This window comes from Kitasatospora sp. NPDC096140, from assembly GCF_040303045.1.
In the GTDB taxonomy this organism is placed as follows: domain Bacteria; phylum Actinomycetota; class Actinomycetes; order Streptomycetales; family Streptomycetaceae; genus Kitasatospora.
In genome coordinates this window covers 65,346-86,124 of the sequence record NZ_JBEOUW010000022.1, presented here as the reverse complement: position 1 = coordinate 86,124, position 20,779 = coordinate 65,346, and the positions used below count along the sequence as shown (strand labels likewise).

Genomic DNA, 20,779 nt, shown 5'->3' with positions numbered 1-20,779 from the left:
CCGTGCGAAGGCAGGCAGCGTCCCCGCCTGCCCGCACACCGGAAGAACGAACCAGCGGTGCCCGGACTTTTCAGGGCACTTCGGGCGTTTGCCCAGGAGGAGGAGCGAGAAGTGACAGACACCACGAGCGGTTCCGCACGCGGGTCGAAGTCCGAGAAGGCCGCGGCCAAGGGCGCCAAGGCCCCGAAGGGCGGTCTGCGGATGGAGCGCATCCACACCACTCCTGGCGTGCACCCGTACGACGCGGTCCGCTGGGAGCGGCGTGACGTCGTCATGACCAACTGGCGTGACGGGTCGATCAACTTCGAGCAGCGCGGCGTCGAGTTCCCCGACTTCTGGTCGGTCAACGCCGTCAACATCGTCACGTCCAAGTACTTCCGCGGCGCCGTCGGCACCCCGCAGCGCGAGTGGAGCCTCAAGCAGATCATCGACCGCGTGGTGCTCACCTATCGCGCCGCCGGCGAGAAGCACGGCTACTTCGCCACCGCGGACGACGCCGAGATCTTCGAGCACGAGCTGACCCACGCCCTCCTCCACCAGGTGTTCAGCTTCAACTCGCCGGTCTGGTTCAACGTCGGGACCAAGCAGCCCCAGCAGGTCAGCGCCTGCTTCATCCTGGCCGTCGACGACTCCATGGAGTCGATCCTCGACTGGTACAAGGAAGAGGGCATGATCTTCAAGGGCGGCTCCGGCGCCGGCCTCAACCTCTCCCGGATCCGCTCCTCCAAGGAGCTGCTGTCCTCCGGCGGCAACGCCTCCGGCCCGGTCTCCTTCATGCGCGGAGCCGACGCCTCCGCCGGCACCATCAAGTCCGGCGGCGCCACCCGCCGCGCGGCCAAGATGGTCGTGCTCGACGTCGACCACCCGGACGTCGAGGCCTTCATCGAGACCAAGGTGAAGGAGGAGGAGAAGATCCGCGCCCTGCGCGACGCGGGCTTCGACATGGACCTCGGCGGGGACGACATCACCTCCGTCCAGTACCAGAACGCCAACAACTCGGTCCGCGTCTCCGACGAATTCATGACCGCCGTCGAGAACGGCACCGAGTTCGGCCTGCGCGCCCGGATGACCGGCGAGGTCATCGAGACCGTCGACGCGAAGAAGCTGTTCCGCAAGATGGCCGAGGCCGCCTGGGCCTGCGCCGACCCGGGCATCCAGTACGACTCCACCATCAACCACTGGCACACCTGCCCGGAGTCCGGCCGCATCAACGCGTCCAACCCCTGCTCCGAGTACATGCACCTGGACAACTCCAGCTGCAACCTCGCCTCGCTCAACCTGATGAAGTTCCTGCGGGACGATGACTCCTTCGACGCCGAGCGCTTCGCCAAGGTCGTCGAGCTGGTCATCACCGCGATGGACATCTCCATCTGCTTCGCCGACTTCCCGACCGAGAAGATCGGCGAGACCACCCGCGCCTACCGCCAGCTCGGCATCGGCTACGCGAACCTCGGCGCCCTGCTGATGGCCACCGGCCACGCCTACGACAGCGAGGGCGGCCGCGCCCTGGCCGGCGCCATCACCTCCCTGATGACCGGCACCGCCTACCGCCGCGGCGCCGAACTCGCAGGCGTGGTGGGCCCGTACGACGGCTACGCCCGCAACGCGGTCGCGCACCGGCAGGTCATGAAGCAGCACGCGGACGCCTCGCTCGACGCCGTCTCGGTGGACGAGCTGGACGCCCCGGTCTGGCTGGCGGCCAACAAGACCTGGCAGGACGTCGTGCGCATCGGCGCGGAGAACGGCTTCCGCAACGCCCAGGCCTCGGTCCTCGCCCCGACCGGCACCATCGGCCTGATGATGGACTGCGACACCACCGGCGTCGAGCCCGACCTGGCCCTGGTCAAGTTCAAGAAGCTCGTCGGCGGCGGCTCGATGCAGATCGTCAACGGCACCGTCCCGCGCGCCCTGGGGCGCCTCGGGTACCAGGACGAGCAGATCGAGGCGATCGTCGCCCACATCGCCGAGCACGGCAACGTGGTGGACGCGCCGGGCCTCAAGTCCGAGCACTACGAGGTGTTCGACTGCGCGATGGGCGAGCGGGTCATCTCCGCGATGGGGCACGTGCGGATGATGGCCGCGATCCAGCCGTGGATCTCCGGTGCCATCTCCAAGACCGTGAACATGCCCGAGTCCGCCACCGTCGAGGAGATCGAGGAGATCTACTTCGAGGCGTGGAAGATGGGCGTCAAGGCGCTTGCCATCTACCGTGACAACTGCAAGGTCGGCCAGCCGCTGTCGGCCAAGAAGAAGGACTCCGAGACCAAGGCCGACGAGGCCACGGCCCCCGCCGTGGTCGAGAAGGTCGTCGAGTACCGCCCGGTCCGCAAGCGTTTGCCCAAGGGCCGTCCGGGCATCACCACCTCCTTCACGGTCGGTGGCGCCGAGGGCTACATGACCGCCAACTCCTACCCGGACGACGGCCTGGGCGAGGTCTTCCTGAAGATGTCCAAGCAGGGCTCGACCCTCGCGGGCATGATGGACGCCTTCTCGATCGCCGTCTCGGTCGGCCTGCAGTACGGCGTGCCGCTGGAGACGTACGTCTCGAAGTTCACCAACATGCGCTTCGAGCCGGCCGGTCTGACCGACGACCCGGACGTGCGGATGGCGCAGTCGATCGTCGACTACATCTTCCGCCGCCTGGCGCTGGACTTCCTGCCGTTCGAGACCCGCTCGGCGCTCGGCATCCACTCCGTCGAGGAGCGCACGCGCCACCTGGAGACCGGCTCCTACGAGCCGCTGGAGGCCGAGGAGCTCGACACCGAGTCGCTCGCCCAGTCGGCCCCGGTGGCCGCCAAGCCGGCCCCGGCGGTCGAGGCGCCCAAGGCGGCCCCGAAGCAGGCCCACAACTCCACGGAGCTGATGGAGATCCAGCTCGGCCTCAACGCCGACGCCCCGCTCTGCTTCTCCTGCGGCACCAAGATGCGCCGCGCCGGCAGCTGCTACCTCTGCGAGGGCTGCGGCTCCACCAGCGGCTGCAGCTGATCGTGATCGACCCCGGTTCCACCCGATGAGGTGAAACCCGAGGCGGGGCGAGGACTTCGTGTCCTCGCCCCGCCTCTTTTCGTGCTCCGAATCCGCCGATGTCACGGATCGGGGCCGTGTCCGGTCCCTAGGGGGAAGGCAGTCGACGAGAGGAGCGGTGTGGTGAACGGGACTGTGCTGGTGACCGGGGCGACGGGGACGTTGGGACGGGAGGTGGTGCGGCTGCTGGTGGCGCGCGGGGCCGCGGTGCGGGGGTTGAGCCGGCGGGCGCGGAGCGGGGACGACGGGGTCGAGTGGGTGGTCGGGGACCTGGTGAGCGGGGCCGGGATCGCCGGGGCGATGGCCGGGGTCGAGGTGGTGGTCGACTGTGCGACCACGCAGAGGAAGGCGGACGTGGCGGCGGTCCGCACGCTGGTGGCGCAGGCGCGGGAGGCCGGCGTCCGGCACCTGCTGTACGTGTCGATCGTGGGGATCGACCGGGTGCCGATGGCGTACTACAACACGAAGCTCGCCTGTGAGCAGGTGGTCCGGGAGTCGGGGCTGGGGTGGACGGTGCTGCGGGCGACGCAGTTCCACGACCTGCTGCTGAGGTTCTTCGACGCCTCGGTGAAGCTGCCGGTGTTCCCCGTGCTCGGCGGGGCGCGGTTCCAGCCGGTGGACGTCCGGGAGGTGGCCGCGGCGGTCGTCGCCCTGGTGGGGGAGGAGCCCGCGGGGTTCGCGCCGGAGGTGGGCGGGCCGCAGGTGCGGACGTACCGGGAGCTGGCCGGGGCGTACCTGCGGGCGGCGGGCAAGCGGCGGGTGCTGCTGCCGTTGCGGGTGCCGGGGGCGGCGGGCCGCGGGCTGCGGGCGGGCGGGAACCTGGCGCCGGAGCGGGCGGTGGGCCGGGGGACCTTCGAGGAGGCGCTGGAGCGTCGGTTCGGCGGCCGCTGAGGCCCGGGTCGTCGGCCGGGTCGCCGGCGGAGTCGCCGACGGAGCCCTCGGCGGAGTTGTCAACCGGGGTTGACATCCGCGCGAGCGTCAACCAAAGTTGACAGCATGAGCGAGAGCGGAGAACTCGCGGCCGCGGCGAGCAGCCGTGACCCGGCCGTGGGGCTCCGGGCGGTCCGCGCCCTGCGCGATCTGGCGGACCGCCTGGAGGCCCTGCAGGTGGGCAACGCCCGGTCGCAGGGCTGGTCCTGGCAGGACATCGCGGTCTGCCTCGGGGTGACCAGGCAGGCGGTGCACAAGAAGTACGCCCGGCGAGGAACCGGCGGGGACCAGGACGGAGGCTGAGGGATGTTCGAGCGATTCACCGAGTCGGCGCGGCAGGTCGTGGTCGCCGCGCAGCAGGAGGCGCGGGAGCTGCGGCACGGCTACGTCGGCACGGAGCACCTCCTGCTGGCGGTCCTGGGCCGGTCGGAGGACCCGGCCGCCGGGGTGCTGACGGAGGCCGGCCTGGACCACGGGACGGCTCGGCAGGCGGTGCGCCGCCTGCTGGGGGAGACCGGCCAGGCGCAGGCGCTCGCCTCGATCGGGGTCGATCTGGACGCGGTGCGGGAGGCGGTCGAGTCGGTCTTCGGGGAGGGCGCGCTGGACGCCCCGCCCGAGGAGGCCCCGAAGCGTCGGGGCTGGTTCCGCTCCGGCGGCGCGAGGGGCGGGCACATCCCGTTCACGGCGCGGGCGAGGAAGGCGGTGGAGCTGTCGCTGCGGGAGTCGCTGCGGCTGAAGTCGGGGGAGATCGGGGTCGGGCACCTGCTGCTCGGCGTGCTCCGCGAGGGGGAGGGCCTGGGGGTGCGGGTGGTCGTCGACCACGGGCTGGATCCGAAGGCCGTCCGGCAGGCGGTCGAGCGGACGCTGGAGTGAAGCCCCGGTTGTGAACCGGGCCGCTCGGTCGTGCGGCGGTTGCGTCGTGAATCGGTGTACGGGTCGTGGATGGAGGAGACTGCCCGTCAACTGGCCGCTTGAGGCCAATGTCTGAATCGATATGATCGGCCGACAAGCGTGAACCGATCAGCCGCCCGGAGACGTTTCGCGACGTCGCCGGGCGGTCTGGTATGCGCCCCACCAGCTGTCGGCGGTCGCGACCGTCGCCGATCCGCCGCCGTGCCGCCGCCCGCCGACGTTGCCGAGGACCGCACCGATGAGAGAAGCCACCAGCCCCGACGGCCGGCCGCGCCGACGGCCCGCACCCCGTACCGTCGCCCTGACGGCGGCCGCCGTCCTGCTGGCGCTGGTCGCCGCACCGGTCGGCGTCAGCCGGGCGTTGGGCGCGCACCAGCCGCTCACCGCCCTCGCGGTGGGCGCCGTCACCGTCCTGTGGCTGATAGCCGTCGGCCTCGCCGCGACCGGCACCGAGCGCTCCCACAGGCTGGCCGAGGACGTGGAGGACCGGCACCAGGAGGCGATGACGGCGCTGGTCGTGGCCGGCGCCGCCCGGCAGGCCGAGGCGGCGGCCAAGGGCCGCACCGCAGCTGCGGAGGCCGAGCGGGACGCCGCTCGGGCCGAGCAGGCCCGGGCGGAGTCGGACGTCTCCGCCGCGCACGCCGAGCTGGCCCGGGTGCGGGCCGAGCTGGACGCCGAGCTGGCCGGGGTGCGGGCCGAGCTGGCGGCCGAGCGGGCCGGCCTGGAGACGGAGCGGGCGCGGGCCGAGGCCGAGCGCGCCGAGCTGGACCTGATCGCCGAGGGCGTCCTGCCCGAGGTGGTGAAGAAGCTGCGCGCCGGCGCCGCCGTGGACAGCGCGCTGGCCGCCCACCGCAAGCACCCGCAGTACGCGCTGCTGCGCGCCGTCGGTGAGGAGATCGGCCGGGGCGAGCGGCTGCGGGCCGCCGCGCTCGCGGTCTGCGCGACCGCCGCCGGGCGGGTCCAGGCGCTGGCCACGAGCATGCACGCCGAGCTTCGCGAGATGCAGCACCGGCACGACGAGGAGGTGCTCGGCGACCTGCTGAGCCTGGACCACTCGACCGCCCAGGCGGGCCGGATGGCCGACAGCATCGCGGTGCTCACCGGGGCCCGCTCGGGCCGCCGCTGGGCCAAGCCGATCGCGGTGGAGTCGGTGCTGCGCGGTGCGCTGGGCCGGATCGGCGCCTACCAGCGGGTGCGGCTGCACAACGCCAGCACCGCCGCGGTCGCCGGGTACGCCGCCGAGGGCGTCATGCACGCGCTGGCCGAGCTGCTGGACAACGCCACCAACTTCTCCGCCCCGCCGGCCGAGGTGCACGTCTACGTCGAGGAGGTGCCGGCCGGGCTGGTGGTCACCGTCGAGGACAGCGGGCTCGGCCTGAGCGACAGCTGGTTGCGCCGGGCCGAACGGGCCGTCTCCCCCGAGCCACTGGACCTGACGATGCTGTCCGCCGGTACCCGGCTGGGCCTCGCGGTGGTCGGTGCGCTGGCCCGCAAGCACGGGCTGCAGATCTCCTTCCGGCCGTCGGCGCGCGGCGGTACGGGGGTGGTGATGCTGATCCCGCAGCAGTTGGTCTCGCACCCCGCTCCGGCGCCCACCCCGGCGGCCGTCCCGACGCAGGCACCGGTCGCCGAGGCCGCGCGCCCGGCGCTCACCCCCGCACGCCCGGCCCCCACCCCCCTGCCGCCGGCGCCCGCCGCACCGACCGCGCTCACCACACCGACCGCACTGGCCGCCCCGACCGTACGCACCGCCCCGACCGCACTCACTGCCCCGGCCGCACCCGTCACCGCCGCCCCGCTCCCGCCCGCACCCGCCCGCGTGACCGACAGCGGCCTGCCGCAGCGTCGGCGCGGGCAGACGCTGGCCACCGCTCCGGCGGCGGACCGGGCCGCGAAGCCCGTCCGCACCGACGCGGCGAGCGCGGCCGCCCGGTTCGGCGCGTTCCGCCGGGCCGCCGCCCGTCCGGTGGAGGGCGAGCAGCACTCCACCGGGACGCCGACCACGGACACCGACACCACGCCCGACGCTTCCCCCGTCACCGAGAAGGACACCTGATGAGCAGCGCCCCCGACCGCGACCTCGACTGGCTGTTGGAAAACCTGCTGGCGGCAACCCCCGGCACCCGGCACGCCCTGGTTCTCTCCGCCGACGGCCTCAAGCTCTGTCACACCGCCGGGCTCGGCAACGACCAGGCCGACCAGCTGGCCGCGATCGCGTCCGGCCTGCAGAGCCTGGCGCACGGCGCCTCGATCGAGTTCGGCGACGGCAGCGGCGGAGTCCGGCAGTCGATGACCGAGTTCCACGGCGGCATCCTGTGCATCGTGGCGGCCGGCGAGGGCGCGCACCTCGCGGTGGTCACGGACGACGACGCGGACGTCGGCGTGGTCGGCCACAACATGCACGGCCTGATCGAGCAGATCGGCATCCACCTCAGCGCCCCGGCCCGCAGCACGGAGGACGGGGCGGCGGACGGGAGCGCCGCCACACCGGAGGGCACGGGGATATGACCGACGGGTCGGTGCTGCCGGGCCGTGACGACGACCCGGACCGCCTCTACACCATCACCAAGGGCCGCAGCCGCGCCCCGGAGAACGCCTTCGACCTGGTCACCCTGATCGTCGCCGAACGGCAGCCGACGCCCGGGATGCAGTCGGAGCACGTCCGGATCCTGCGGATGTGCGAGGCCCCGACCGCCGTCGTGGAGGTGGCGGCGGAGCTGGCGCTGCCCATCTCGGTGGTGAAGATCCTGCTCGGCGACCTGCTGGAGTCCGGGGCGGTCACCGCCCGCCACCCCCGGTTCGCGCCGAACAAGGCCCGGCTGCCCGACCTCGACACGCTGAAGCAGGTGCTGCATGGCCTCCAACGGCTCTGACGTCCGGCCCGCCGGGCGCACTCCGCTGCGGGCGACCGCCGACAACGCGCTGAAGATCGTCGTGGTCGGCGGCTTCGGCGTGGGCAAGACCACCCTGGTCGGCTCGGTCAGCGAGATCCGCCCGCTGAACACCGAGGAGGTGATGACCCGGGCGGGGGAGGGCATCGACCCGGCCGGTTCCTGGGGCAAGCGCTCCACCACGGTCGCCTTCGACTTCGGCCGGATCACCCTCTCCGAGCGCCAGGTGCTGTACCTGTTCGGTGCGCCCGGGCAGGAGCGCTTCTGGTTTCTCTGGGACCGGCTGTTCAGCGGCGCCCTGGGCGCGGTCGTCCTGGTCGACACCCGGCGGCTGGAGGACTCCTGGTACGCGATCGACCGGCTGGAGCACCACGGCACCCCGTTCATCGTGGCCCGCAACAACTTCGGCGAGCCGAGCCACACCCTGGAGCAGGTCCGGGAGGCGCTCGACCTGCCGGCCGAGGTGCCGCTGGTGGACTGCGACGCGCGTGACCGCGAGTCCGGCAAGCGGGTGCTGATCGAACTGGTCCACCACCTGGCGGCCCTGGCCGGTGCCGACGAGGCCTACCTGGCCGAGGCCGTCGAGGCAGTCGAGGCCGCCGGTGTCGCCGGTGTCGCCGGTGCCTACCCGGCTGGTGCCTACCCGGCTGGTGCCTACCCGGCTGGTGCCGACCCGGCCGGTGCCGACGCGGCCGGCCACCCAGCCGGTGCCCCTGCAGTCGACCCGACCGGCTCCGAAGAGGCTGCCGCCCCGGCAGCGGCCCCCACCGCGATGTACGAGGAGAGCACCCCGTGACCGAGCCCGCCGTCACCCCGCCGCCGGGCTGCCCGGCGCACGCCGGCGCCACGCCGCTGTACGGGCCGCGCTTCCAGACCGACCCGGCCCAGCTCTACCGCGAGCTGCGGGCCGCGCACGGCCCGGTCGCCCCGGTCGAGCTGGCCGGCGGCGTGCCCGCCTGGCTGGTCATCGGCTACCGCGAGCTGCAGCTGGTGACCGGTCAGCCGCAGCTGTTCGGCCGTGACTCCAGCCGGTGGAACGCCTGGGAGACGCTGCCCGCCGACTGGCCGCTCAAGCCGATGATGGCGCCCGTCCCCTCGATCCTGTACGCCGAGGGCGAGGAGCACGTCCGGCGTTCGCGCGCGGTCACCGACGCACTGGCCGGGATCGACCCGTACGAGCTGCGCAAGCACTCCGAGGAGATCGCCGACGGGCTGATCGACGAGTTCGCCGGCCGCGGCGAGGCGGACCTGGTCGCCGAGTACGCGCACCGGATGCCGCTGCTGGTGCTGTGCCGGGTGCTCGGCCTGGACGAGGAGCAGGCGCCGCAGTTGATCGCGGCGCTGCTGTCGATGCTGGACGGCGGTCCGGACGCGCCGGCCGGCGCCCAGCGGCTGCTGGAGCTGATGCTCGCCCTGGTCGAGGAGAAGGCCGAGCACCCGGGCGCCGACGTCGCCTCGCGGATGCTGGCGCACGAGGCCGGGCTGAACCACGACGAGGTGATGCGCGACCTGCGGGTGCTGCTGATCGCCGGCCACCAGCCGTCCTCGTACTGGATCTCCAACGCGCTGCGGCTGATGCTGACCGACGAGCGGTTCGCCGCCTCGCTGGCGGGCGGTCGGCGCAGCATCAGCCAGGCGCTGAACGAGGCGCTCTGGGAGGACACCCCGACGCAGATCTTCGCCGGGCGCTGGGCGGTCCGGGACACCCAGCTGGGCGGCCAGCGGATCGGTGCGGGCGACATGGTGCTGCTGGGCTTCGCCGGGGCGAACGCGGACCCGTCGGTGCGGCAGGCCGACGGCCGTCCGGCCGAGGGCAACCGGGCGCACATGAGCTACTCCTACGGCGAGCACGGCTGCCCGTTCCCGGCCCAGGAGGCGGCCGAGGTGATCGCGACGACCGCGATCGAGGTGCTGCTGGACCGGCTGCCGGATCTCCGGCTGGCGGTCGCCGAGCACGCGCTGGTGTGGCGGCCGTCGGCCTGGGTGCGCGGGCTGGTGGCGCTGCCGGTCTCGTTCACCCCGGGCCACCCGGCCTGATCCGTCGAACCCGTCGAACCCGTCGACACCCGTTGTCCGTCGTCGTCCGTCGCCGACTGTCGCCCATCGGTGCCGATCGTCTGCCGACCGTCGGCGGGTCCGGCCCCGTCGACACCCCGTCGTCCGAAAGAGAGTTGCGATGACCGCTGCCCAGGCCCCGATCGTCCTCGACCCGCTGGCCCGTGACAACGCGGCCGAGGGCGCCCTGCTGCGGGCCGCCGGCCCGGTGGTGCCGGTCGAGCTGCCCGGCGGCGTGGCCGCCTGGGCGGTGACCCGGCACGCGGCGGCGCGCGAGCTGCTGACGGACGCCCGGCTGGTGAAGGACGCCGCGCACTGGGGCGCCTACCAGCGCGGCGAGGTGCCGAAGACCTGGCCGCTGATCGGCCTGGCGGTGCCCGGCCCGAGCATGGTGACCACGGACGGCGCCGAGCACCGCCGGCTGCGGGCGCTGGTGGCGCAGGCCTTCACCCCGCGCCGGGTGGAGCTGATGCGCCCGCGCGTCGAGGAGATCACCCACGCGCTGCTGGACGCCCTGGCGGCGGGGGAGTCGGAGGTCGACCTGAAGACGGCCTTCGCCTTCCCGCTGCCGATGACGGTGATCTGCTCGCTGCTGGGCGTGCCGGAGTCGGACCACGGGGTGCTGCGCGACCTGTACGAGCGGTTCTTCGGCATCAAGCCGGACCCGGCGGGCATCCAGGCGACCATCGCCGGACTGAACGCCTTCGTCAACGACCTGGTGGCGCAGCGCCGTTCCGCCCCGGGCGAGGACCTGGCGAGCGTGCTGCTGGCGGCCGACACCGAGGGCGGGGCGCTGACCGACGCGGAGGCGGCGGCCACCCTGCGGGTGATCATCGCGGCCGGTCACGAGACCACCGTGAACCTGATCGGCAACGCGGTGCGGGCGTTGCTGGCGCACCCGGATCAGCTGGAGCTGGTGCGCTCGGGGCAGGTGTCCTGGGACGCGGTGGTGGAGGAGTCGCTCCGCTGGACGCCGCCGACCAGCAACTTCCTGTTCCGCTTCACCGCCGCGGACATCCCGGTCGGCGACGTGGTGATCCCGGCGGGCGAGCCGGTGCTGGTCTCGTACAACGCGATCGGCCGGGACCCGCTGCAGCACGGGGTGACGGCGGAGCTGTTCGACGTTACCCGGGACCCGACCCGGCACCTTTCCTTCGGCCACGGGCCGCACGTCTGCCCGGGTTCGCCGCTGGCCCGGCTGGAGGCGGGCGTCGCGCTGCCGGCGCTGTTCGAGCGGTTCCCGAAGCTGTCGCTCGCGGTGCCGGACGCCGATCTCCGGCCGAGTCCGTCGCTGGTGGTGAACAGTCTGCTGGATCTGCCGATCCGGCTGTTCTGACACCTCCCACATCTCTGACGCCTCTGACACCTCTGGCCTCTGACTGATCTGATGAGACGTCACTGAATGTGCCCCGTCCGGGTTTCCGGGCGGGGCCTTCGACTTCTGGTGGCGGTGGTTCGGATTCCGGCTGGTCGCGGGTCACGGTCGGGACACCGCCTTGTGAAGGTCGAACGTGGACCTTGGCGCCGGGCGGCTGCTGCGTTAACGTCTTCGATCAGTTCGGCCGCCGTCCGCCCGCGATCCCTGTAGGCCCGTCTCCGGTACAGCGCAATGTCGTTCAGCCACCGTCGGCAGCAATGCCCTGGCGAGGAGGACCGCATTGACCCTCAACCCGACCGCGCCGCAACCGAGTTCCCGCCGTCGGCGGCTGGCCGCCGTACCCGCCCTGGTGGCGGCACTGGCGCTGACCGCGGCGTGCTCCAACAGCTCCGGCGGTTCGGGTGACGGCGGGGGCGGCGCGACCCAGTCGCTGTCCGGCGACTGCGCCAAGTACCAGCCGTACGCCGGGCATTCGGGCACGACCGTGACGATGTTCGCCTCCATCCTGAGCCCGGAGTCGGACAACCTGGAGAAGTCCTGGTCCGAGTTCAGCAAGTGCACCGGGATCAAGATCAGTTACGAGGGCTCGAACGACTTCGAGTCGCAGCTCCCGGTGCGGGTGGCCGGCGGCAACGCCCCGGACTTCGCGATCATCCCGCAGCCGGGTCTGCTGGCGCAGATGGTGAAGAGCGGCAAGGTGGTGAAGCCGCCCGCCCAGACCGTCGCGAACCAGGACAAGTGGAGCCCGATCTGGAAGACCTACGGCTCGGTCAACGGCACCTTCTACGCGGCGCCGATGAGCGCCAACATGAAGTCGCTGGTCTGGTACTCGCCGAAGGCCTTCAAGGCGGCCGGCTACGAGGCGCCGAAGACGTGGGCGGACCTGATGGCGCTCAGCGACCGGATCGCCAGGGCGGGCGGCCCCAGGCCGTGGTGCGGCGGCATCGCCTCCGGTACGGCCACCGGCTGGCCGGCCACCGACTGGCTGGAGGAGGTGGTGCTGGGCAGCTACGGCGGCGAGGTGTACGACCAGTGGGTCGGCCACCAGGTGAAGTTCTCCGACGAGAAGATCACCACGGCGATGAAGACGGTCGCCGACTGGATGCAGAACCCGGCCTGGGTCAACGCGGGCTTCGGCGACGTGAAGTCGATCGCCACCACGACCTTCCAGGACGCGGGCACGCCGGTGCTGAGCGGCAAGTGCATGATGCTGCAGCAGGCCTCGTTCTACGAGGCGCAGTGGCCCAAGGGCACCAAGGTCGGCCCGGACGGGGACGTCTTCGCCTTCCACCTGCCCGCGGTGAACCCGTCCGTCGCGAACCCGGTCGAGGGCGGCGGTGAGTTCCTGGCGGCCTTCGCCGGCCGGCCTGAGGTGCAGGCGGTGCAGAACTACCTCTCCAGCTCGGACTGGGCGAGCAGCCGGGTGCGGACCGCGAGCGGCTGGGTCTCGGCGAACCAGGGCGTGGACAAGAGCCTGTACACCGACCCGATCGACAAGCTGTCGGCCGAGGCGCTGACCGACCCCGGGGCCACCTTCCGGTTCGACGGCTCCGACCTGATGCCGGCCGCGGTCGGCGCCGGGCAGGAGTGGAAGTCGCTGACCGCCTGGTTCGCCGAGGGGCAGTCGATCCAGAAGACCGCCGCCGACATCGACGCCGCCTGGCCGCAGTAACCGGCCCGCGGGCCCGTTCCGGCGCCGCGTCGCGGCAGGGCCGGAGCAGGGCGCACCCGAGGACCACCTGTCGAGGGGGGGGGGGGGGGCCCCCCCCCCCCCCCCCCCCCCCCCCCCCCCCCCCCCCCCCCCGCCCCGCCCCCCCGCCCCCCCCCCCGCCCCCGCCGGCGGCGCGCGCGCGGCGGGCGCGGCGGCGGGGGGGGGGCGGCGGGCCCCCCGCGCCCCCCCCCGGGGGGGGCGGGCCCCCCCCCCCCCCCCGCCCCCCCCGCCCCCTTCCCACCGCACCCGAAGGGACGCGCAGCCATGTCCGTACCCGGATCCCTGTCACCCGTCGCCGGGCCGGCCGCCGAGAGACTGGCGGTCGGCTCCTGGGGCGACGCGGCGGTCAAGTTCGGCAACACCTTCGGCGCCGTGGCGGGATTCCTCGGCATCCTGCTGGTGGTCTTCCTGGTCGCCGGGCGGGCCCGCGGCCGGCTGGCCCGTCCGCTGGCCGTCGCGGTGTTCCTCGGCCCGGCGGTGCTGCTGCTGGCGGTCGGCCTGGTGGTGCCGTTGATCCGCACGGTGTACCTGAGCCTGCTGAACGACGACGGCACCCGGTTCGTCGGCGGTGAGAACTTCGGCTGGGCCCTGACCACGGACTCGGTCCAGGAGGTCCTGGTCAACACCCTGTTGTGGCTGGTCGTCGCACCGCTGGTGGCGACCGGGCTGGGGCTGGTGCTGGCGCTGCTGGTGGACCGGATGCGCGGGCAGTCGGTCTACAAGTCGCTGATCTTCATGCCGATGGCGATCTCGCTGGTCGGCGCGTCGATCATCTTCAAGTTCGTCTACGAGTCGCGCGGGCCCGGGCAGCCGCAGATCGGCCTGCTCAGCCGGCTCGCCGTCGCGGTGGGCTGGGACGCCCCGCCGAACTGGATGCTCTCGCAGCCGCTGAACACCTTCCTGCTGATGGTGGTGATGGTCTGGGTGCAGACCGGCTTCGCGATGGTGGTGCTGTCGGCGGCCATCAAGGCGATCCCGGACGAGGTGGTGGAGGCGGCCAGGCTGGACGGCGCGAGCGGGGTGCGGCTGTTCTGGTACGTCACCGTGCCGATGATCCGCACCACGGTGATGGTGGTGCTGACCACCGTCATGATCATCACGCTGAAGGCCTTCGACCTCGTCCGCACCATGACGGGCGGGAACTTCGGCACCCAGGTGCTGGCCAACGAGATGTACTCGCAGTCCTTCGTGCAGTTCAACTCCGGGCGGGGCAGCGCCCTCGCGGTGATCCTCTTCCTCGCGGTCCTGCCGCTGGTGGCCTACAACATCGTCCAGCTGCGGAAGGAGCGTGAGGTGCGGTGACCTCGCTGCGGAAGTCCTCCGGCCCGAAGGTGTCCGTTTCGAAGGGGTCCGGCTCGACGACGTCGGCCCCGGAGGGGTCCGGCTCGAAGGCGTCCGTCCCGAAGGGGGCCCCGCGGGTGGCCGGCGGCCCCGGCAGTCCGGTCCGCAAGGCCTTCAGCAGTCCGTCGGCCTCGGTGTTCGTGATCGCGATGACGGTGCTCTGGACGATCCCGACGCTGGGTCTGCTGGTGACCTCGCTGCGGCCCAAGCAGGACGTGACCACCAGCGGCTGGTGGAGCGCGCTGCTCCACCCGGACTTCGGCCTCGGCAACTACCACTCGGTGCTGTTCGAGGGCGGCTCCGGCGCCTCCACCGGGCTGATGCCCTTCCTGGTGAACTCGCTGGCGATCAGCGTGCCGGCGACCGTCTTCCCGCTGGTGCTGGCGGCGATGGCGGCGTACGCGCTGGCCTGGGTGCGGTTCCGGGGCAGCGACGCGGTGTTCTTCACCGTGTTCGCGCTGCAGGTGGTGCCGCTCCAGATGGCGCTGATCCCGCTGCTGCGGCTGTTCTCCAGTGGCGCGCACCTGGGCCCGCTGACGCTGATCCCCGCAGTGGACCTGAAGGGCAGCTACGCGCCGGTCTGGCTGGCGCACACGATGTTCGCGATGCCGCTCGCGGTGTTCCTGCTGCACAACTTCATCGCCCAGCTGCCGCGCGACCTGATGGAGGCAGCCGTGGTGGACGGCGCCTCGCACTTCAAGATCTTCCGCTCGATCGTGCTGCCGTTGAGCGCCCCGGCGCTCGCCTCCTTCGCGATCTTCCAGTTCCTGTGGGTCTGGAACGACCTGCTGGTCGCACTGACCTTCGCGGGCGGCACACCGGAGGTGGCGCCGATGACGGTGCGGCTGGCGCAGCTGTCGGGCTCGCTCGGCGGCCGCTGGGAGCTGCTGACGGCCGGGGCGTTCCTGTCGATCATCGTGCCGCTGGTCGTCTTCTTCAGCCTGCAGCGGTACTTCGTCCGGGGGCTGCTGGCCGGGTCGGTGAAGGGGTAGTGGGTGGGGCGTCGAGGGGGCGGTAGGTGGAACGGTGGTTCTGAACGCGTTCAGAACCGATTTTTGAACCTGTTCAGAATGGTCTACAGTCGGCGGTGCGGCGCCCGGCGCGCCCGTCGGCGGACTGCCCCGAGGGCGGCTTCCGCATGCCTGTAGACCACTGAGGGGGACCCATGTCCGGTCTGTCCACGCCTGCCTCGGCCGATCCGCCACCAGCTCCGGAGCCGGGGACGATGCCGGGGTCGCCGGAGCCGGGCGGGCCGTACGGCTCCTGGGACCTGTACGACCCGGCCAGGCCCTGGCGCGCACCCGGCGCGCCCGGCACGCCCGGCACCTCTGTCGCGCCGCCGCCGAAGCGAGCGAGCCGCCTGCGAGCGAGCGACCCCGAGCGGCGGGTCGGGGCCACGCCCCGGGTCGTCCTGGCCGCCCTGCTCACCGGTTTGCTGACGGCCTGGCTGTTCTACGACGGCCTGGGAACCAACCTGCTGATCTGCGGGGGCGCGACCGCGGCCGGGGCGGGGTTCGCCGCCCGGGCGGCGGGCCGTCGGATCCGGCCCTGGACGGTCGCGTGGAGTCTGCTCGCGCTCGCCCTGCTGGCCGTCCCGGCCGTGTGGAGCGCCGCCTGGCCAGGCCTGTTGGCGATCGGGGGTGCACTCGCCCTGGCCTCACTGGCCGTGCACGGCGGCCGCCGTTGGACGGGTGTCCTGCTCGCCCTGCCCGGCATCCTCTGGCAGCCGGTGCCCGCCGTGCGGTGGGCCCGGCTCAGCATGCAGGGGCGCTCGCTGCGCGGCCGCGACCGGATCGTCCCGGTGCTCAAGGCGCTCGCGGTCGCCGCCGTCCTGCTGACCGTCTTCGGCCTGCTGTTCGCCAGCGCCGACGCCGCCATGGCGGACCTGCTGGGCGGCCTCAGCCCCGACCTCGACCTCGCCCAGCTCCCCGGGCGCGGAGTGCTGTTCGCGCTCGGGACGCTGACCGCTCTGGGCTTCGCGCACATCGCGGCCGGCCCGCGCCGCTGGGACCGGACCGAGGTCCCGCCCGGCCGGGAGCGGCGACGGCTGGAGTGGGCGCTGCCGCTGGCCGCGCTCAACCTGATGTTCGGCGTCTTCGCGGCGCTCCAGGCCGTGGTGGTGCTCGGCGGTGCGGACGCCGTACTGCGCAACACCGGGATGAGCCGCTCCGCGTACGCCCGGCAGGGCTTCTGGCAGCTCAGCGTGATCACCGTGCTGACCCTGGTCGTGGTGGCGGTCGCCAAGCGCTGGGCCCCGCGCACCACCGTCGCCGACCGCCGCCTGGCGCGGATCCTGCTCGGGTTGCTCTGCGTGCTGGCGCTGGCCGTGGTCGCCTCGGCGCTCGGCCGGATGTGGTTCTACGTGGACGCCTCCGGGCTCACCCGGCTGCGGCTCTGGGTGCTCGTGGTCGAGGTCTGGCTGGGCGTCGTCTTCCTGCTGCTGGTCGCCTCCGGGCTGACCCGCCGCACCGGCTGGCTGCCGCGCGTCGTCCTCCTCAGCGGGGTGCTCACCGTCGCGGTGTACGGCCTGATGGGACCGGACGCGATCGTCGCCGACCAGAACGTCACCCGCTACGAGCAGGCCCTGCGGACCGACCCGCACACCGCGGCCATCGACCTGCGCAACGTCCGGGACCTGTCGGCGGACGCGGTACCCGCCCTGGACCGGCTCCCCGAGCCGCAGCGCAGCTGTGCGCTGCAGCTGATCGCGCAGGACCTGCGCGGGGAGGCGCAGCCCTGGTACGCGACCGACCTCGCGGTCGCCCGGGCCCGGCGGATCCTCGCGGAGCGGCCGCCGGTGGACGACTCGCCGCGGGTCGGCCACCGGGCCTGCGACCGGGCGGGGTTCGAGGACAGGGACTGGTAGGAGCCGGCCGGGGTCGGTGCTGGTGCTGGTGCTGGGACGGGGGCGGGGCGGGGCGGGGCGGGGCCGGGACGGGGGCCGGCCCGGTCCCGGGTCGGGCCGGGGTCGGGACGGAAAGCGCCGGAACGCGCCGGAAGCGCGAAGGGCCGACCGGGAGCGTGCTGCTCCCGGTCGGCCCTTCGCGTCGTGCCGACTCGGTGCCGGCGTCGTGCCGACTCGCTGCCGACGTCGTACCGGCGTCCGTACCGGTGTCAGTGCATCGCGACGGCGGTGTCGCCGCTCGGCAGGTCGCCGGCCTTGGCCTTGATCGCGAAGACCGCGACCACCAGGGCGACCGCCGCGAGTGCGGCACCCACGATGAAGCCGTGCGAAATGCCCTGGGTGAGCACGGTGTTGGCGGCGTCCGTGCCCGGCGGGAACTCGTGGTGCTGCTGGAGGTAGGCCAGCTGGTCCGGGTTCGCGCTCTGCATGAACTTCGGCAGCTGCACGGCGGCCTCGGCCGTGGCGTAGTGGGCGAAGACCGTGGTCAGGATCGACAGACCGAGCGAACCGCCGATCTGCTGCATCGAGTTGAGCAGGCCGGAGGCGGCGCCGGTCTCCTCGCCCGGGACACCCGCGACGGAGAGCAGCATCACCGGGACGAAGATCATGCCCATGCCGAGGCCGAACACCACCGTGGGGCCGAGCACGCCGTCCAGGTAGCCGCTGTCCTTGCCCATCTGGGTCAGCCAGCTGAGGCCGACGGTCACCAGCAGCGCGCCGCCCGCCATGAACGGCTTCGGGCCGTACTTGGCCTGGAAGGTGGACGCGATCTGCGCGGCGATGATGATCGAGACGCTGATCGGCAGGAAGGACACGCCGGCCATCAGCGGGCTGTAGCCGAGCGGGCCCTGCACGAACAGCACCACGTAGAAGAAGATGCCGAACATGGCCGCGGCCAGGCAGAGCATCATCACCAGGCCGCCGGTGCGGTTGCGGTCGGCGAACAGGTGCATCGGGGTGATCGGCTGATCGGTGCGGCTCTCGATCACGAGGAAGGCGGCCAGCAGGATCGCCCCGGCCGCGAAGGAGCCGAGCGTGACACTGTCGGACCAGCCGTCCGAGGCGGCCCGGATGAACCCGTAGACCAGGCCGACCAGGCCGAGCGTCGAGGTGAACGCGCCGGGCAGGTCGAAACGGCCCGGGTGACGCTCGGACTCGGCGATGTAGCGCGGCGCGGCGATCGCGATCAGCACGGCGATCGGCACGTTGACGAAGAACACCCAGCGCCAGTTCAGGTACTCGGTGAGCAGACCGCCCGCGAGCAGGCCGATCGCGGCGCCCGAGCCGGCCACCGCCGAGAACACGCCGAACGCCTTGTTGCGCGCCGGCCCTTCCTCGAAGTTGGTGGCGATCAGGGCGAAGGCCGTCGGTGAACAGATCGCGCCGCCGATGCCCTGGAGGGCGCGGGCGGCCAGCAGCAGGGTGCTGTCCTGCGCGAAACCGCCGAGCAGCGAGGCCAGCCCGAACAGCAGGGTGCCGAAGATGAACACCCGCCGGCGGCCGAGGATGTCACCCGCGCGACCGCCGAGCAGCAGCAGCCCGCCGAAGGTCAGCGTGTAGGCGTTGATGACCCACGACAGGTCGGTGGTCGAGAAGCCCAGGGCGTCCTTGATGTGCGGCAGCGCGATGTTCACGATGGTCGCGTCGAGGACCACCATGAGCTGCGTGGCCGCGATGACGGCCAGGGTGATGCCCTTGCCCTGCCCCTTCGCGTCCTGCGGTGGTGAGTTCTTGCTGAGCGTGTCGGAGATAGCCACGAATGTGCCCCCTGCTGGCTATGTGCTCGGTGCTGTGGACCCGGCGGACCGCCGGTGTCCGGGTGTGGCGCTGCGCCCTTGCGCAGAGCGGGAAGGAACGGGATCGTTCACTAATCCGGACGATATCTTGGCTCGATTGTGAACGCAAGCGTTCCTTAAGGATGGTGGCGATGGAGCGGTTGGTGCGGCGCCTGGTGGCGGACCGGTCCGGTCGGCCGTCGGGGCGGTCGGCGGGCGGGTCGGCGGGTGGGGTGCCGGGCGGGGCGTCCTTGCGGGCGGAGCCTCCGGGTGCCCCGGACGGCTCGGGTGCCTCGGACGTCGCGATCGGCAGGCCGGGTGCGGTGGTTCCGGGGTCGGGTGCGGAGGCGGCTCTCTGCCCAGTGCGGGCCGCCCGTCAGGCCCTCACTCGGCCCGGAAGGCGACGGGGGAAGGAGTTGGAGAACGCGATCTTCGAGGCCACGCTCGACCAGCTCACCTCCGGCGGATACGCGCGGCTGACCATGGAAGGGGTCGCCGGCGCGGCGCGGACCGGGAAGGCCGCGCTCTACCGGCGTTGGGCCGCCAAGGACGAACTCGTCATCGACGCCCTGGACGCCACTCTTCCACGCCCTTACGACACCCCCGACCTGGGGGCGGCCCGTGACGAACTCCTGCAGCTCATCGGGGCGTTCACGGCCGCTGCGGCCTCCCGTGTGGGTGCGGCCCTCCACGCGCTGATGGTCGAGATCGACCAGGAGCGGGCGGAGGTGTTCAAGGGCTTCATCAACGACCGCGTCATCGAGCCGATGACGGCGACCATCCTGGAGATCCTCCGCCGCGGCGCCGAGCGCGGGGACGTGCGGCCCGGCGCGGCCACCCCGCTCGTGGCCGACGTCATCCCGGCGATGCTGCTCTACCAGGCCAAGATCCGAGGGTTCCAGGACCTGGGGCCGGACTTCGCCACCCGGCTGGTGGACGAGGTGCTGCACCCGATGATCCGCGCCTGAGGGCTGCCCGGGGCCGGCTGCCGGACGGGCGGTCGGACCGGCCGTCGGGACCGGCGCTGGGCCCTTCCGCCGCGACCGGCCGTCGGGCCCGGCCACCGGGCCCTTCCGCGGCGAGGGCGGCGGATCGGGTGGGCCCGGGACGGGCTTAGGCTGGAGGCTGCCCCAGTTGAACGGAAACCGCCATGCCCATCGTTCCGCCGACCCACTCCGTCGAACGCTCGCTCCGCCGGGCCGGCGCCAGGGTCGTCGTCGGCCTGGACGAGGTCGGGCGCGGCGCCTGGGCCGGTCCGGTCACCGTGGGTGCGGCCGTCACCGGCCTGCGCAAGGCGCCGGAGGGGCTGACCGACTCCAAGCTGCTCACCGAACTGCGCCGCCGTGCGCTCGCCCCGGTCCTCGCCGGCTGGGTCACCGCGTACGCCCTCGGGCAGGCCTCGGCGCAGGAGTGCGACGAGCTCGGCATGACGGCGGCGCTGCGGCTGGCCGCCGTCCGCGCCCTGGAGGCGCTGCCGGTCGAACCCGACGCGGTGATCCTGGACGGCAAGCACGACTACCTCGGCGGCCCGTGGCGGGTGCGCACGGTGATCAAGGGCGACCAGTCCTGCATCTGCGTCTCCGCCGCCTCGGTCCTCGCCAAGGTCCACCGCGACGGCCTGATGGCCGAACTGGGCGAGGGGTGCCCGGAGTACGGCTTCGCCGAGAACGCCGGCTATCCGTCCCCGGTGCACCGCGCCGCGCTGGAGGAACTCGGCCCCACCGAGCACCACCGGGTCTCCTGGGCATTCATGGACGGACTGCCGAAGTGGCGTCACCTCAAGCGCGTTCGGGAGGAAGTGGGCGAGGGCCGGGGATCCGCCGACGAACAGTTGACGCTCGGTTTCTGACGGTCCGT

Annotated in this window: 16 protein-coding genes and 1 pseudogene; 16 read left to right on the top strand and 1 reads right to left on the bottom strand. The window is 72.8% G+C overall.

Going from position 1 to position 20,779, the window contains the following annotated elements; all coding sequences use genetic code 11:
• Positions 1-111 precede the first annotated feature (111 nt).
• From ABT048_RS23240 to ABT048_RS23175, 14 genes and pseudogenes are all read left to right on the top strand, one after another.
• Positions 112-2,985: a vitamin B12-dependent ribonucleotide reductase gene (locus ABT048_RS23240; RefSeq protein ID WP_350523371.1), complete on the top strand. Its 2,874-nt coding sequence runs from the start codon at positions 112-114 to the stop codon at positions 2,983-2,985.
• A 162-nt stretch (positions 2,986-3,147) separates the two neighbouring features.
• A complete protein-coding gene (locus ABT048_RS23235; protein WP_350523370.1) occupies positions 3,148-3,915 on the top strand; it encodes an SDR family oxidoreductase in 768 nt (255 codons plus the stop codon).
• Between the two features lie 105 nt (positions 3,916-4,020).
• Complete coding sequence (locus ABT048_RS23230) at positions 4,021-4,257, top strand: RNA polymerase subunit sigma-70 (RefSeq protein WP_350523369.1); 237 nt, start codon at positions 4,021-4,023, stop codon at positions 4,255-4,257.
• Positions 4,258-4,260: 3 nt separating this feature from the next.
• Complete coding sequence (locus tag ABT048_RS23225; protein WP_350523368.1) at positions 4,261-4,827, top strand: Clp protease N-terminal domain-containing protein; 567 nt, start codon at positions 4,261-4,263, stop codon at positions 4,825-4,827.
• A 277-nt stretch (positions 4,828-5,104) separates the two neighbouring features.
• Entirely contained in the window at positions 5,105-6,922 is a 1,818-nt protein-coding gene (locus ABT048_RS23220) for a sensor histidine kinase (protein WP_350523367.1), read from the top strand.
• The gene (locus ABT048_RS23215; protein WP_350523366.1) at positions 6,922-7,374 is read left to right on the top strand and encodes a roadblock/LC7 domain-containing protein; all 453 of its coding nucleotides are present in this window, start codon (positions 6,922-6,924) and stop codon (positions 7,372-7,374) included. Before ABT048_RS23220 ends, ABT048_RS23215 begins: the two co-directional genes overlap by 1 nt.
• On the top strand, positions 7,371-7,739 hold the full coding sequence (locus ABT048_RS23210; RefSeq protein WP_350523365.1) for a DUF742 domain-containing protein: 369 nt from the start codon (positions 7,371-7,373) through the stop codon (positions 7,737-7,739). The genes ABT048_RS23215 and ABT048_RS23210 overlap by 4 nt, the downstream gene beginning before the upstream one ends.
• A pseudogene (locus ABT048_RS23205) lies at positions 7,720-8,358 on the top strand (GTP-binding protein); the annotation flags it as partial. The gene ABT048_RS23210 and the pseudogene ABT048_RS23205, both read left to right, overlap by 20 nt.
• A 191-nt stretch (positions 8,359-8,549) precedes the next feature.
• On the top strand, positions 8,550-9,794 hold the full coding sequence (locus tag ABT048_RS23200; RefSeq protein ID WP_350523364.1) for a cytochrome P450: 1,245 nt from the start codon (positions 8,550-8,552) through the stop codon (positions 9,792-9,794).
• A gap of 139 nt (positions 9,795-9,933) precedes the next feature.
• Positions 9,934-11,148, top strand: coding sequence for a cytochrome P450 family protein (locus ABT048_RS23195; protein WP_350523363.1), 1,215 nt, complete (start codon positions 9,934-9,936; stop codon positions 11,146-11,148).
• Between the two features lie 322 nt (positions 11,149-11,470).
• Positions 11,471-12,862 (top strand): ABC transporter substrate-binding protein, encoded by a 1,392-nt coding sequence (locus tag ABT048_RS23190; protein ID WP_350523362.1) that lies wholly within the window; start codon positions 11,471-11,473, stop codon positions 12,860-12,862.
• A 303-nt stretch (positions 12,863-13,165) separates the two neighbouring features.
• Positions 13,166-14,203, top strand: a complete 1,038-nt coding sequence (locus tag ABT048_RS23185) for a carbohydrate ABC transporter permease (protein WP_350523361.1) — start codon at positions 13,166-13,168, stop codon at positions 14,201-14,203.
• A 116-nt stretch (positions 14,204-14,319) separates the two neighbouring features.
• Positions 14,320-15,234: a carbohydrate ABC transporter permease gene (locus ABT048_RS23180; RefSeq protein WP_350523360.1), complete on the top strand. Its 915-nt coding sequence runs from the start codon at positions 14,320-14,322 to the stop codon at positions 15,232-15,234.
• 233 nt (positions 15,235-15,467) lie between these two features.
• Complete coding sequence (locus tag ABT048_RS23175) at positions 15,468-17,108, top strand: DUF4153 domain-containing protein (RefSeq protein ID WP_350523359.1); 1,641 nt, start codon at positions 15,468-15,470, stop codon at positions 17,106-17,108.
• Between the two features lie 248 nt (positions 17,109-17,356).
• Here ABT048_RS23175 and ABT048_RS23170 read toward each other — a convergent pair whose 3' ends face one another.
• Complete coding sequence (locus tag ABT048_RS23170) at positions 17,357-18,904, bottom strand: MFS transporter (protein ID WP_350523358.1); 1,548 nt, start codon at positions 18,902-18,904, stop codon at positions 17,357-17,359.
• Between the two features lie 434 nt (positions 18,905-19,338).
• Here ABT048_RS23170 and ABT048_RS23165 point away from each other — a divergent pair, with 434 nt between their 5' ends.
• Both ABT048_RS23165 and rnhB read left to right on the top strand, forming a co-directional pair.
• Entirely contained in the window at positions 19,339-19,890 is a 552-nt protein-coding gene (locus tag ABT048_RS23165; protein WP_350523357.1) for a TetR/AcrR family transcriptional regulator, read from the top strand.
• Between the two features lie 182 nt (positions 19,891-20,072).
• Positions 20,073-20,771, top strand: a complete 699-nt coding sequence (gene rnhB, locus ABT048_RS23160) for a ribonuclease HII (RefSeq protein ID WP_350523356.1) — start codon at positions 20,073-20,075, stop codon at positions 20,769-20,771.
• The last annotated feature ends 8 nt before the right edge of the window (positions 20,772-20,779 follow it).